General features: G+C 52.0%; 9 protein-coding genes and 2 pseudogenes. 2 read left to right on the top strand and 9 right to left on the bottom strand.

The window, feature by feature from the left end; all coding sequences use genetic code 11:
• Positions 1-426 precede the first annotated feature (426 nt).
• A pseudogene (locus tag IB214_RS13725) lies at positions 427-522 on the top strand (SOS response-associated peptidase); the annotation flags it as partial.
• Between the two features lie 114 nt (positions 523-636).
• Here the strand turns inward: IB214_RS13725 and IB214_RS13730 are convergent.
• The gene (locus tag IB214_RS13730; RefSeq protein WP_016152749.1) at positions 637-2,196 is read right to left on the bottom strand and encodes an EAL domain-containing protein; all 1,560 of its coding nucleotides are present in this window, start codon (positions 2,194-2,196) and stop codon (positions 637-639) included.
• A gap of 269 nt (positions 2,197-2,465) precedes the next feature.
• Between IB214_RS13730 and IB214_RS13735 the strand changes: the two are divergent.
• Positions 2,466-2,570: pseudogene (locus IB214_RS13735) on the top strand (DinI family protein); the annotation flags it as partial.
• Positions 2,571-2,614: 44 nt separating this feature from the next.
• On the opposite strand, the gene IB214_RS13740 reads toward IB214_RS13735, so the two are convergent.
• The 8 genes from IB214_RS13740 to IB214_RS13775 all read right to left on the bottom strand — a co-directional run bounded on the left by IB214_RS13740 (position 2,615) and on the right by IB214_RS13775 (position 13,969).
• Positions 2,615-3,202, bottom strand: a complete 588-nt coding sequence (locus IB214_RS13740) for a DUF4376 domain-containing protein (RefSeq protein ID WP_117341962.1) — start codon at positions 3,200-3,202, stop codon at positions 2,615-2,617.
• An 11-nt stretch (positions 3,203-3,213) separates the two neighbouring features.
• Positions 3,214-4,791, bottom strand: a complete 1,578-nt coding sequence (locus IB214_RS13745; protein ID WP_117341961.1) for a prophage tail fiber N-terminal domain-containing protein — start codon at positions 4,789-4,791, stop codon at positions 3,214-3,216.
• Between the two features lie 41 nt (positions 4,792-4,832).
• Positions 4,833-8,237 carry a host specificity protein J gene (locus IB214_RS13750; RefSeq protein WP_117341960.1) on the bottom strand — a complete coding sequence of 1,135 codons (3,405 nt, stop codon included), beginning with the start codon at positions 8,235-8,237 and terminating at the stop codon, positions 4,833-4,835.
• A 71-nt stretch (positions 8,238-8,308) separates the two neighbouring features.
• Positions 8,309-8,986 carry a tail assembly protein gene (locus tag IB214_RS13755; protein ID WP_095715864.1) on the bottom strand — a complete coding sequence of 226 codons (678 nt, stop codon included), beginning with the start codon at positions 8,984-8,986 and terminating at the stop codon, positions 8,309-8,311.
• Positions 8,884-9,618, bottom strand: a complete 735-nt coding sequence (locus tag IB214_RS13760) for an NlpC/P60 family protein (protein ID WP_095715865.1) — start codon at positions 9,616-9,618, stop codon at positions 8,884-8,886. The genes IB214_RS13755 and IB214_RS13760 overlap by 103 nt, the downstream gene beginning before the upstream one ends.
• Positions 9,619-9,629: 11 nt before the next feature.
• On the bottom strand, positions 9,630-10,325 hold the full coding sequence (locus IB214_RS13765) for a phage minor tail protein L (protein WP_095715866.1): 696 nt from the start codon (positions 10,323-10,325) through the stop codon (positions 9,630-9,632).
• Between the two features lie 8 nt (positions 10,326-10,333).
• The gene (locus tag IB214_RS13770) at positions 10,334-10,633 is read right to left on the bottom strand and encodes a phage tail protein (RefSeq protein WP_071242655.1); all 300 of its coding nucleotides are present in this window, start codon (positions 10,631-10,633) and stop codon (positions 10,334-10,336) included.
• Between the two features lie 33 nt (positions 10,634-10,666).
• Positions 10,667-13,969, bottom strand: coding sequence for a phage tail tape measure protein (locus IB214_RS13775; protein WP_117341959.1), 3,303 nt, complete (start codon positions 13,967-13,969; stop codon positions 10,667-10,669).
• Between the last annotated feature and the right edge of the window lie 50 nt (positions 13,970-14,019).

Raw genomic sequence — 14,019 nt, forward strand, 5'->3', positions numbered from 1 at the left:
GTAACGATCCGACGTTCCTCATCCATGACAAATATCCATTAGCACTCACTAATGCTCAACTTCCGCTTTTGGCACATAGCAGCCCTTAAGCGGTAACTCGCCATCATGGGGTGTCGGGGGGGCGGAGGTTCAAATCCTCTCGCGCCGACCAAAAATCCTTTAATAACCAGCCTGTTACGGCTGTTTTTTTATGTCTGTTTTCTGAAAGGGGAAGCTTCGGGGAATTACTGGGAAAAAGTCCGTCAAATGTTGTCTATTAATCGCTCTCGAACACAATGATTAAGGCCCCCTTCACTTTCGGAATTCATCAATTCACAAAGAAATCATTCCGATTTATTTTACAAGCTCCGTTTAAATCTTTAACGGTGCGCACCACTTTTTCTTACTGCCCAATACTTTTAGTCTGACATATGGCTGGAGGTTTCTATGTGTGGACGCTTTTCACAGTCAATGACACGAGAGGACTATCTTGCCCTGCTCGCTGAAGAAGGTGAACGCAACATTCCATACAATTTTGAGCCAACTAGCTGATTGAATGCGGCAAGATATCAAAATCCTTCTGCAGCTAAATTTATATAGCTCGCGGTTACGCGTGTTATATAGAATGTGAAAACAATGAAAATAAAGTAATAACTATTAAGGCAAATTGGCATCCTCGACTAATTTTGTCAATTTATCTATAGATAACGGCTTTGAGTAATACCATCCCTGTACACCGCACTCAGGGAACATTTCAGTTAAATAATTAACCTGAGTTGATGTTTCCACACCTTCGAATACGACCTTATGAGTTATATCTTTAAAAATCTCTACCAATCCTGATAATAAATTATTACTTATAGAGTATTCATCGATAGAGTCTGTAATTGATTTATCAATTTTAATTTCATCTATTTGTAAACTTGACAGCCAGTTTAAATTTGAATAGCCCGTCCCGAAATCATCAATGGCTATTGAAATACCTTTATCATTAAATAAAGAAATTACCTTTTGGAGTGAATTTAGATCCGCACTCTGTCTTTCTGTTAATTCCATCATTATCATTCCGGGCTTTATATTTAATTCATCGATCATCTGAAACACTTTTCTTTGAAAAGATTCAGACAAAAGGTCTTGTGAACTAACATTAATGCTTATAAAGACATTAAATTTTTCAGAAAGGGACCTAGCTTCTTTTACTACCATTCGAAATACAAGATTACTTACATCTTGAATTAAATTATGTCTCTCTGCAATAGGGATAAAAATATCAGGAGGAATGCTACCAATATCATGGTCATCCCATCTAATTAGTGCCTCTACACCAATAACCATACCGGTTTTTATTTTATAAATAGGTTGATATACAAGATATAATGATTCATTTCTTATGGCATTTTTTAATCTTGATACTAATGATTGTTTGCGTGCAACCTTTTGATTATAAACAACACCTAAAAGAACACCTGTTACAATAGATGTAAATGCAATCAACAATATCATTAACCAATTATCGAAACTCACCCACGGAAATTTAACTCCTCCCATGACACAGATGTCATGTTTTCCATTACAACTTTGCGTAGTAATAAGTCCTAACTGATAGGATTTATCATGTTTAGCCTCCTCAAGCAGATCGACCAGTTCACCAAACCTAAACAAATGAAGAGAATGATCTCTATTGCCGACAATTGCTGAAAATCCTTTCTCTTCATGGTCTGTAGCAAATCTGTTAAAAGCAAATGGTGAAATCGTTATAGCTAATTTTTGGTTGCTTAGTAAATCAGCTTTAACATTATTTTCCAACAACACGCCAAAAAACCACGTCAAGTTATCCTTTTCAACTTTTCTATCGTATATGTTGAGTAATAATGGTGCTGGCAACTTTCCCCACAACGCAGTACAAGTAATTGCCCCATTAGAAATAAATGATATATCCTTTATAAGTGCATAAGGCCATAGAGCGATTCTTACAGCATGAAGCTGTAGTTCACTACAGGGACTATAAGCATCAAACATCTCATAACCATCATTTATTTCATCAATCTGTTGAATGAGACTAACACTTCTATTCAATACTCGTTCTGTATATGAACCGATACGCTCCTTATATATATAATAAGTAGAAATCTCAGTTAACGACAAAAACAGCAAAAATGAAAATGTGATTGATATCACATAGGGCTTAAGTGTAGTCAATTTGTAGTTCTTTATCACACAAACCTCTTAATATATCCTAACCCTTTGTGACAACATACATTCCACTATCAATATACAATGTTGAACATACAATTAAAATAGATTATCGGCAACAATAGTTGTTTCTTTATACTTTCCATTAGAAACTGACATCATACTATAGTACAAAACTATATAAGTGAGATTTATGTCTCCATTTCAATCAAGTACATGTCTCCCTACATGTACAAACATCGTGAACATGATAGCATTCAAGGGGGCTGAGTATGATGAGGGAGCGTTCTTCCCCCGATGCTGGTGTTCGGGTAAAACCGCTCATGACACTGCCGGCGATCAACACTGACGCCAGCAAGTATGGGAAGGAACAGATAAGCAGCATTGTTCAGGAAATGTTAGTGTCCCAGCATTTCCAGGATTGCCGGGGTAGTGAACTGACTCATCCATCGCCCTCCGGCCAGCCAACCCTGTACTGCGCTATCTCATCCAGACTCTTCAGCATCACCACCTTTTCTTTCATTTGCCGCTGCCGTTCGTGGATTTTAAAACCCTGTATCACCACCGCCTGCACCATTGCCGCTTCCAGTTGCTTCAGGAACGCCGCATTCACCGGAATATCGTGATTATCCGCATCGGTCCAGAAGAACCCTTCCGGCAGCCCCCCTGAACCCGCAACTGCCACAACTGGAGCAAGCCGTTCTTGTGAGGCTTTTCCGCCATCCCAGCGATGACCATCCAGTTCAAAAATAATATTTGCGTTTTCCTGTGCATCCCGCCAGTTGCTGATTTCAGCCAGCTTCTGGTTGCGTGAATTATCCACCATTTTGTCAGTCACAACAAAAGGGGTGACAGGACCATACTTTCCGGATTCAAGTTCACTGTAAATTCGCCTGCCATGCTCCTCATTATCGTTCTGACATGCAGTGAACGGCAGAAACTCATCAAACTCTGCAAATTTAACCTTACAGTTAATCGCTGTATGTTCTTTATTCGCCCACTCAGGAGCCTGAATGTCCTTAATGTTCATACAATCTCCTGTTATGAAATTCGCTGAAAAAGACCAGCGTAATATTCAAAATTACCTGAAACTAAACCATCAGATGAGGAGGATACAACGCCACATGCACGCCATGTACCTGGCAAAGTATATGAACTGATACCAACCTTGATACAAAACGATGATTTACCCACGCTGCTACTGAGAATTCCGCAAGCTTGTAAACTACTCCCTGCATAACTGGCACCAGGATTTACAGGCCTGGGCGATGATATATACGCCAGCGCAAACGTACCTACAGCATGAAGAGCACCCGCTGGTGCGCCTGCTGGTCCCTGCGGTCCTTGCGGTCCCGTAGCGCCTGTTGCACCCTTAGCGCCTGCAGGTCCTTGCGGTCCAGTTAACCCGGTATCCCCTTTATCTCCCTTATCCCCTTTTGCGCCTGCCGGGCCAGTTGCTCCAGTAGCCCCTCTGGCACCAGTTAACCCGGCATCTCCTTTGTCACCCTTTTCACCTTTTGCACCTGTCGGTCCCTGCGGACCTGCAGGGCCAATTGGTCCTGTAGCCCCCGTTAGCCCGGTGTCTCCCTTGTCACCCTTTTCGCCTTTTGCACCTGCCAGGCCCTGCGGACCTGCAGGGCCAGTTGGTCCTGTTGCCCCCGTTAGCCCGGTGTCTCCCTTGTCACCTTTTTCACCTGCTGGCCCCTGCGGACCTGGCGGACCTGGCGGACCACTGAGGTCTTCACTTTCCTGTATCTCTTTAATAGTATCAGCGGCGGCTTTTGAGGCTGCACTTCTGGCCTGTTCAGCAAGAAGCTGTGCTTCATCCCTTGCCTGTCCACTTTCTTTCTCACTGGAAGCAGCAGCCTGTGCGCTGTTCCGGGCATTCAGGGCATTTTCCTGAGCTTCATCGCGCAGCGTCAGGGCCTCATTTCTGGCCTGTTCTGCGCGGGTGGCGCTCTCAGTGGCTGCATCTTTCTGGTTCTCAGCCGTTTCGGCTGCCTGCAGGGCTGATGCTTCACTTGCTGATGCCGATTCTGCACTGGCTGCTGCTTCAGCTTCTGATTTAGCAGCCTTGTTGCTGGACTCTCTGGCATACTGCTCACTCAGGGCCGCAGCTGCCGCGCTGTTATCACCCTGTTCTGCCGCCTGCGTGGCCGTGAGGGCGCTTTCACGCGCGGCATTTTCAGATGCGGCTGCATTATCATTGCTCTGTGCGGCTGACTGTGCGGCCTGTTCAGCGCGTTCCCGATCCTTCCCTGTTGCACCGCTCAAATCCACAACGCGGTTTACCATTTCCTCAAAGCGTTTCATCACCTCCGGACGAAGGTCCGCATCCTTCGGCGCATCGAGAAACGCATTCAGGGTATCCGGCGTATCGTTAGGGGCCACATAAATGTCACCGGCCACTGAGGGAGGAAAACCTTCCCGCAACAGTGACACACTGTAATAACCGGGCTCAGCCTCAATGCTGTAGTGACCGTCCGCTCCTGTAAGAGTGGATGAAGTCACCTCCACAACAACGGTCGGACTGGTTTTCTTAGCGCTCAGCTGAATAGTGCAGTCCTGTACGGGGTTTCCCGCGCCATCTCTGAGAATGCCTGATATGAGTACCGGCATACTACCTCCATAAAAAAACCGCCCGGAGGCGGTTTCTGTCATTAACTTATTGTTATTCCGGCTGATGATTTTTTCGTCACAATAACCAGCAGGTCACTGATTCGGGAAAATGGATAGCCGCTGCTGTTACCGTGTGTACTGACGCTGAAACTCAGCGTCATCCGTCCGCTCCCGACAGGCATATCCAGTGTTCGAGAAAAAACGGCCGGTACACCTCTGCTTGTCTGCTTGTAGATCTCCACCCCGTTTTTCCTGACAATCAGCGTACAGGCATCCCATACGTCGTTACTGGTCTGGCTGTCATACGCTGCCCCCTGAAAGGTAATCGCTGGAATGGAAACCTGTCGGTCAAATGACTGGTCATCTTCAATCACAACCGTCAGTGTCCCGTTGGCGTACCGTTTTTGACCTGTATTGGGTTCAAGAAAGTAAGGAAATTCCTTACCAGCAGCCTTAACGATATCCCCCAAAATACGCTCAGCCCGGAGCGTCCCCTTTATGGTGCAATTCTCCTCAATCGTCACATTATTGAGGGCACCAGAGCTCGCACTGATATGACCGCTGATATCGGCATTACGGGCGGTCAGTCTGCCGTCAGGCGTCAGCGTAAAGGTCGGCGGGTTCCCACCGCTAGTGATGCTCGGGGCCGTCAGATATTTGAGGAACACCTCGTTCATAAATATCTGGTCACCCTGCATCACGAAGGCGGGTGTTTCATTGCCATTTGCAGGGTTGATAAACGCGATACGATCAGCCGCTACCAGAAACTGGCTTATCTTCCCTTCTTCCGTGTCCTCCATACTCAGGCCCAGACCAGCCACATAGTGCTTCCCGTCTTTGGTCTGCTCTATCTTCACGCCCCACATGGCATTCCATTTGCCGTTCGCGTCCTGCCATTCTTTCGAAAACTCATCCAGCCGGCTGGCGTTGTCCTCCGTCAGCTCCACCTTCTCCAGCAGCTCTTTCCCCAGATGGCTTTCGGTGATTTCCCCTTTGAAGAAATCCAGGTAACCCGCTGCATCGTTGCTGGCCTGCCCTTTAGCCTCCACGAACGCCGATTTCCCGACCTGGTTCACGGCCCGGATATAGAAGTAATAATCCTTTCCGGGTTTTATATTCGCGTTTGCTGCAATCCAGTACAGCGCGGTGCCGAGATAACGCGCATCGGTTTCCACCTGGCGGATATCGGCAATCTGCGTATCCGTAAACCAGAATTCATACTGCACCGTAGGGTCGTATACCGCCTGGCGTGGGGTGGCTGTTATCTGAAAATAGCCGGGAGTCAGCTCAACATAAGAAGGTTCTGCCGGTGCGGCGATGCTGAAATCCGTGCTGGCCGGATCGCCCTGTTGGCCCTGGCTGTTCACCGCCCGCACCGTCAGGGTGTAACGTCCCGGCGTCAGGTTACGGAAAGTATGCTCCGTTTTTGTCAGGGTCAGGCTGCTGGCCAGCCGGTCGCTGTTATCTTCCGCTTTCACCGTCAGGCGCAGGGAGAAGTTAACCCCCTTAACCACACGCGGGGTATCCCATCGCGCCCGCGCCTGATACTGCCCCTCCTCTGCCAGAATCTCTGTGGTCAGGTGCTGCACGGCAGGCGGCGTATTCGTTATACCGGTGTCCGGTAACGGATCAAACGTCGCCCCGTTGTCCACGATGGATCCTTTCTCCGGAACATGCTGTACGGCGGTAATGGCATACGTGCCGTCATCGTTCTCCCGTATGGCCACACAACGAAACAGGCGCTGGCGCAGGTCCGGCAGTTTCAGCCCCCACACGCTGTACTCCGCCACGCCATCGGGTAACTGGCTGACGGTCACGCAGTCCGGGGCGGGGTGCGCGGTAACTGCGACGGTAACAGGCTGACCATCGCTGCCCACCAGGTTCATCACCACATTGCCGCCTGCCGGTATCTCCACCTCACGGTCCAGCGTGAGCGTGCGCGTAAGACTGTCGACCGACAGAACGCGCCCGCCTACGGTCACGCCGGCATAATCACTGTCACAGACCTCAATGATATCGCCGGGAACATGTCGCAGCCCTTCGGCTCCCACGGAGAAATCCACCGTCTGCGTTTCCAGCAATTCGGTGGTGACGGCCCATAGTCCGGCGCGGTGCGCCTGCCCACGGCTGGTACAGGCGAATGCATCCATCTTCAGAACGTTGCGACCGTAGCGCCGGATGGCAGCGTCGTTTTCCACCAGTTCGGTGGACGTTTCCCAGCCGTTATTCGGGTCGGTGTAACGGACCTCGGCGGCATTGTGGCGCTCTTTCAGTGCGCTGAAGCTGTAGATGAACGGCGCACCGTCAGCGGGCATCACCACATTACTCTGCGTATAGGTCCAGACTTTATCGGCGGGCCTGTCCTGCACAAACGTCAGGGTGCTGCCGTTCCAGACCGGCATACAGCGCATCAGGGAACAGAAGTCCCCCAGCACGTCCCACGCTTTACGCTGGTCCGTCAGATACGCATTGCAGGTGATACGCGGCTCCGTCCCGCCAAAACCGTCCGGAACAGGCTGATCGCAGTACTGTGCAATGGCATACAGCGCCCACTTGTCCACATCGGCAACACCAATGCGGCTTCCCATGCCATAGCGCGGGTGAGTCAGCATATCCAGCACACACCAGGCCGGATTATCTGTCCAGGCGGGTTTAAACGTTCCGTCCCATATTCCCGTACAGGTCCGTTTTAACGGATCGTAATTCGACGGCACCGGCACAATACGTCCGCGCAGGTGATAGTTTCGCGTGACCTGCTGGCTGCCAAACTGCTCCGCATCCACTTTTACCCCGATAACGGCGGTGTTCGGGTAGCACTGTTTCACATCGATGATTTCGGTATAGCCCGACCACACCGTTTTGTTCTGCAGCAGGTCTGTCGTGCTGTCATCAGTGAGGCGAAGCATGCGGACTTCAAACGGCCGGGGCGGTAAATCATCAATCACCACAGATGCCAGAAACTGCGTGGTCGTTTTCCCCGTAATGGTGATATCCCGCTCCACCTGCCACTGGCCATCCCGGCGAAACTGGATCAGCATCTGTACGCTGGTCGGGTTGCGGTCACCTTTGGTACTGGTGCTGACCAGCGACTGCACACCAAAGGTAAAGCGCAGACGGTCCAGCGTTTTGGTGGTAATGGTGCGGGTCACTGGCTCTGACTTCTTCACCTCCACACTCAGCAGGGTTTCCGCACCGGAGTCTTCGAACCCCTCCATCGCGGTCTGCTCATCCTCCCCCACGCGGTAAACCACGGTGACACCGTGAACCATCGCGTTACCGTCGCTGCCGAGGACCGGCGTTTTGTTAATTCTGACACTCTTCAGCCCGTCCACAGGACCTTCAATCGGTCCCTCGCAGATGGCATCAACTACCGTCAGCATCTGACTGGATTTCAGGTCGTCAGGAGCCTCATGCGGCGTTTTACTGCTGCCACCACCCTTACCCATAATCTGTTCCCTCTGAAACGACAGAACCGCCCGGAGGCGGTTCTGTGTAAATACAAATATGCTGCAGTAAGTCAGCGACCGATAATCACCACCTGCCCCCCGCCACCTTCATCCCGTGTGCTGATTTCCTGGGAGATCGTGCGGGAACCGACCAGCATTTCACCGTATAACACCGGCAGGGCATTACCCTGCGCCACCATGTTGTCCAGCGACGAAAAATAGGTATTCTGTTTACCGTTATCGGTCTGCCTGGACGAGGGGATTTTTGCCTGCGGCGTCAGCATCTGCGCCACACCACCCAGCATCATGGCCGCCCCCAGTGAAAACAGAACCGAGGATGCCGAAATAGCACCGGCAGATAACGCTGCTCCCCAGGCTGCCAGTGAAGCCCCTGCTGTAAAAAAGGACGCGGCTATTGCCACTGCTCCCAGCACCACCTGGAACAGACCACCAGATTTCGCCCCAGCCATGCGTGGGACAATATGAATAATGGCCCCGTCCGGCAACGGCTCGTGCAGACGGGCTGACAGGCTGGTTTCATTCACATCCTGACCGGCGATGCGTATCTGATACCAGCCATCATTCATTTTCTTCCGGAAGCCCGGAACCTGCATGGCCAGCGCGTAAATGGCCTCGGCCCCCGTTTTTATACTGAGGTTGAAGCTGCGGCCAAATCGTTGTAAATCCCCGTGAAGGCAGACTCGTGCCATGCCCGGTGTCGCCATATCGAGTGTGTGCGGCGTTGCCATTTGTCGGTATACCTCTCGCGTTTACTGAGCTGGTCAGGAATATGGTGCAACAGTTCGCCGTCGCCGCAGTAAATCGCAGCATGGTTGGCAACCGATGAACCAAAACAACAAATCAGAATGTCTCCGGGCTGGGCCTCTGTGGCATTCACCCGGTAAAAACCGGTCGCCTCCAGATTATCCAGATACAGATTATCCCCCTGCTTCCACCAGTCCTCCTTCCGCGCAAAATCTGGTATCTCAATACCGGCCAGATGGTACGCATCGCGGAACAGGGTGTAACAGTCCGTCACGCAATGCTCAAATACCCGACCGGTGAGGAACGGCATGCAACGAAATTTGTATATCCGGTCATCGCAGACCAGCCACCACGGCAGGTCACTCTGCACCTGCAGGCGGCGATCAACATCGCTGAGAAACGGCAGGCCATCAGGATGGCTGTGTACCAGGGCCACCACATCGCCCGCCGCCTGTGCCTGAAGGTAATCTGCCGGATCCATGCGAAAATACAGGGTCGGTTCAGCGGAAAGATTCTGGCAGGGAAAATACCGCTCCCCGGCAGGCGTATTCACCACCCAGCCGCATGATTCAGCGGGCGCACACGAAGCAGCATGCGCCAGGAGTGTTTTGTTCATATGTGTATCCATCAGGAAAGACGGTTAATCGAGAGGAAGCAGCCGATGCGCGGCAGGTTATCACGCAGCTCGCAGCCGGTACGGCATTTGCTGCAGGCATCTTTTGCCGGGTCTGTCGTGGGCTTGTCAAACTCATCCGCCACAGGCGGCCCGATGTAACCACACTCATCAGAACGGTAGGTCCAGTTGCAGACATCAGCCAGCATGATCCGCGCCGGAAACACGCTGCCGTCCGTTTCGGTCGGTGTGGCCAGCACGAAGGTCGCCGTGGTGGCTTTCAGCTCAGACAGTTGTTCAATCACCCAGCGGCTGACCACTTCCTGTTCCGGGTTGGCCTCCGGATTGCCGCCTGTAAAGTTCACCGCATCGAGAAAACGGGCGTACACAACATGCCTTACCACCGTGGCCCCGACGAGGCTCTGCATATCTGCCGCAAGTCCCGTAACCATGCCAAACAGGTTCGACACCGCCAGCGTCGGGCGGGCGGTAGTCCCTTTCCCTACCAGGTCGAACCCGGTTCCCTGTATCGGGTAAACGTCATACTTCCGGCCCTGCCAGGTGATCGGCTCGCCATTCTCGTTCAGTTCATTTGAAAAATAGTAACGCTGGCCACCAAAGGCCGTCAGGTCGATTTCCCACAAATCAATGCGGGCCGACTGTTCGGTTTTCGTGGTTTCGTTGAGGGTGTTCTGAGGAATATCTTGCATAAGGATCCTTAAGCAATGACCTGCTCAAATTTACAGCTGAAATCGGAATACGTGACGTTGTCCGTAACAGACCACTCCCGGCAGACAACTTTTATCGTGCGGTTGTATTTTGGCGGTCGCCACAGAAAGGCTTTATATCCTCCGTGCTCGGCCAGAAACGCTTCAAGTGCGGTGCGGGAATTGTCCGACGTTATACGGAAAACAGGCTGGAAGTTAATTAACTGATGGTTGAGTCCGGTCGGGCGACGTTGCTCATAGCCATCCCCAAATTTTATGGTTGTCACCGAAGGGGAAACAGAAGACTGCATCCCCTCCCTGGGTGCCCAATGAAAGGTTTTCACTTATCCTCCCGCCAGCATGCCGCCATCACGTCCCTGAGTTCTCAGGATACTCATGACACGCGTGTCGACCATTTTGACCAGCATCTGCGATGCCTGCGGCCCTATCTGCCCGTTTTGCCCGTCATTCTGGATGGTAATGTGATACTCAGGTGAATAAACAATCCCCCCATTCATACCACTACCAGAGGAACCCGGGTCCCCCAGCGCCCTGACACCCAGTGTACCGTCAGTCGTTTTTGCCAGAGGCATAATGGCTTCCGGGCCAGCTTCACCAAACACGCCTGCCCCCTTTGCAAAAGCAAACAGGGTCGGGCTGTCATAGATGCCGTTACTGTAGGCACTTAATGAAGGTGAGTCATAAACACCGCCTTTCGCATTAAAACTAAAACTGCTGCCAAAACTGCTGATGGCCGTGCCGGTACTCGCCGTGGCTGCACCGCCAAAAAGACTGCCGCCGATGCCCATAATGGATTTCAGGATGGTGTTGGTAATCAGCGCCTGCGCTGCCATATCGACAAGATTTTTAATCACCGACTGTGTCAGGGAGGAAAATAACCCAATCATCCCGTCCCGGAGTGTCTGCGTCCCGTTCAGCATGCCGGTCAGCATGTTGGAGGTTCGCTCCTGGGTGGTTTCCATCAGGCCGATGGCGAGGCTGTTCAGATTCCCCTGCGACTTATAAAGCTCCACCGCCGTCTGGTACTGCGCATCAGCGGAATCTTTATCCGTCTTTTGCTTCAGCAGTTCGTACTGCTCTTTGTTGATCGCATCATTCTGATAAAACGCCTGCAGCAGTGACTGGCGCTCGGTCAGTTGATTGCGCAGTCCTGCCAGCGGATCAACCGTCCCGGCGATATCAATCAGAGGGGCAGACATTGCCGCTGCCTGTGCCTGTAACAGTTCGCGGGCCGTACTTTGTGCCAGCGTGATTCTGGCCGTCTGGTATTCCTTTTCATCCAGAAGACGGGCATCCAGGAGTGACTTCAACTCCTGACTCGCTTCGCGCTCTTTCGTAAGAGTTGCTCTGGCCGGCGCATACTGTTCTGCCAGTTCGAGGCGCTGTTTCTGATAATTTTCAGCATTCAGCAGCAGCGTCTTCTGAATATCGGCCTCGCTGGCTCCGTCAGCGCGGGCGGCTTCAAGGAGTTTCCTGGCGCTTTCCTGCTCCTGCAGGTTGATTCGTCCGAGACTGGAAGCATGCGCCGCTTCGATTTCACGCCGCAGTTGCTCATACTGGTTAACCTTCGCCTTTTGCCCCTTACCCGTATCCCCGCCTTCCCCGGTCCAGGGGGTATCGGGTTTATCGCTGCCTGTTTCATTCCCAGGTTTATCCGGCTTAGGCGTGGTATCGGTTTTCCCTGATTTAGCCTGTTCTATAGCCTCTTTGACAATTTTTTGCCGTTCTTTGAGGAGTTTTAACCCCTGCTCAACGGCATCCAGATCCCCTTTGTAGCGGGTTTTATCGTTCTGTACGCCTTTAAGTTGTCCGAACGGATCAAAGCCACTCAATCCATCAATACGGCTTTCCGCATCCTGAATTTCTTTAATCAGTTTATTTCGCTGAATAACCTGATTCTCAAACTGTTCATCAATGTCCAGTTGCTTCACATTGAGCTGGTTAAGCGACAGTTTTTTTAGCTCTTCATTCGTTTCAACAACAGCATTTTTCAGGTCAATCGCTGACTGGCGGGCATTCTTCGCCTGATTATGGAAATATAGCAACGCCGAACCGGCAAGCATCGCCGCCCCCACCGGACCGCCCACCAGTGCCAGCGCCCCTCTGGCCATACCTACTGCTGCAGAGACTGCGCGGGCTGAAACGGAAAGCTGTTTATTGGCAGCATTCAGTTGGCTCTTTGCCTGGGTAGAGAGCAGTGTCTGCTCGGTTTCCTGGCGGATTAAGCGGTTAAACTCGCTCTGGTAACTCACGTTAAGGCCAAATTGTCTGGCGCTTTTCTCCATTTCCCGATAACGCCCGAATTCTGCGTTATTCTGCGCCAGCGTGGCAGCGGTACTTTCCAGCGTTTTTCGCGCCATATCGGCCTGCGCCATCGCGCTGGCCCTGACCGCCTGCTGCTGCTCAACCCAGGCACCGATGTTCCCCCTGATACCTGCCGTCAGTTTTGTCGCCAGAACAGGAATCAGCGTATACAGCGCAACGTTGGCAACCGTATTAAAATTATCCGTCAGGCCATTAATGGCATCGGTAACGGTCTGAACACCACTGCGCAGCGGACCGTTTCCGCTCTGTCCTACCTTAATAATCAGACCTTCAAAAGCCGAAGTCAGGCTGAGAAGATCGCCGTTCAGGTTATTTACCCTGATTTCGGCCTGCTCATGCGCGGTCTGCGTACCGGTAAGGGCGGCAGTCAGCGACTCCACCTTCTCGCGGTTCTGCACCAGGATGGATGCCGCGCTGAGGTTTTCCACCCCGAACAGCTTTACGGCCTGCCTGGTTGACAGGTTTTTTCCCGCCAGGTTCTCCAGCGCCTGGCTCAGCCCGACAACAGAAGGCTTCAGGGTCTTATCGGTTCCCTTCTCCAGATTCAGGATCACGTTGCGCAGTGCGGTCCCGGCTTCGCCGCCTTTCACTTCTCGCTCCGCCAGTATCTGTATGGCGGCATTGAGGGTTTCAAAACCCACGCCAGCCTGTGCCGCTGCCACCCCGCCATTTTTAATCGCGGCAGCAGTATCGGCTATCTCCGACGAGCCAAATTTCGCGCCAGCAGCCAGCACGTTGATATACCTGTCGGCTTCACTGGCTCCCGCCCCGAACTGGTTTAATGACAGGGCCAGCGTTCGGGTGGCATCCGGAAGCGTCGTCCCTGCCGCCTGGGCCAGCGTTAACGCGCTTTTGGTCGCCGCAGTCAGCCCCGCAGAGGTACTCAGCAGTTCAGGCTTTGCCGAAGCCATCAGTTTAATGGCCTCGGCGGCCTGTGATGCGCTGTATTCCGTTGTGCGGCCCATTTCCTGCGCCGCCTGATCGTACAGTTTCATCTGCGCACTGGTGGCACCGGTGATAGCCTGCAAATCCGACAACGACTGGCTGTACTGCCGCGTGGTGCTGATAATGGTGCCCAGCGATAACCCCGCCCCGGCAAAACCTGCCAGCCTGCCAGCCAGCCCTGATACCGAAGCAGAAACACGCTTACAGGCATCCTCCGTCTTTTTCGCATCAGCCCGGGCATTGCGGTTAAACTGGCGTGACTGACTCTCAGCGCTGCCGTAGGCGCTCATCAGCTGCGATTTAAAGTTCGCTGCATTCAGATGCAGCCCAACGGCAAGAGAGGCAACGTCACCCATTACATTAATACCTTCATGACTGCCGCACACTGCGCATCCAGACTCGGATT

Source organism: Citrobacter sp. C1, assembly GCF_014596895.2.
Taxonomy (GTDB): Bacteria; Pseudomonadota; Gammaproteobacteria; order Enterobacterales; family Enterobacteriaceae; genus Citrobacter; species Citrobacter gillenii.

What these genes read in the sequence shown, in the direction of transcription:
- IB214_RS13755 (WP_095715864.1), bottom strand. Translation starts at nt 8,986, where the DNA reads ATGGCAACGCCGCACACACTCGATATGGCGACACCGGGCATGGCACGA.
- IB214_RS13745 (WP_117341961.1), bottom strand. Translation starts at nt 4,791, where the DNA reads ATGCCGGTACTCATATCAGGCATTCTCAGAGATGGCGCGGGAAACCCC.
- IB214_RS13775 (WP_117341959.1), bottom strand. Translation starts at nt 13,969, where the DNA reads ATGGGTGACGTTGCCTCTCTTGCCGTTGGGCTGCATCTGAATGCAGCG.
- IB214_RS13740 (WP_117341962.1), bottom strand. Translation starts at nt 3,202, where the DNA reads ATGAACATTAAGGACATTCAGGCTCCTGAGTGGGCGAATAAAGAACAT.
- IB214_RS13750 (WP_117341960.1), bottom strand. Translation starts at nt 8,237, where the DNA reads ATGGGTAAGGGTGGTGGCAGCAGTAAAACGCCGCATGAGGCTCCTGAC.
- IB214_RS13770 (WP_071242655.1), bottom strand. Translation starts at nt 10,633, where the DNA reads ATGCAGTCTTCTGTTTCCCCTTCGGTGACAACCATAAAATTTGGGGAT.
- IB214_RS13760 (WP_095715865.1), bottom strand. Translation starts at nt 9,618, where the DNA reads ATGAACAAAACACTCCTGGCGCATGCTGCTTCGTGTGCGCCCGCTGAA.
- IB214_RS13765 (WP_095715866.1), bottom strand. Translation starts at nt 10,325, where the DNA reads ATGCAAGATATTCCTCAGAACACCCTCAACGAAACCACGAAAACCGAA.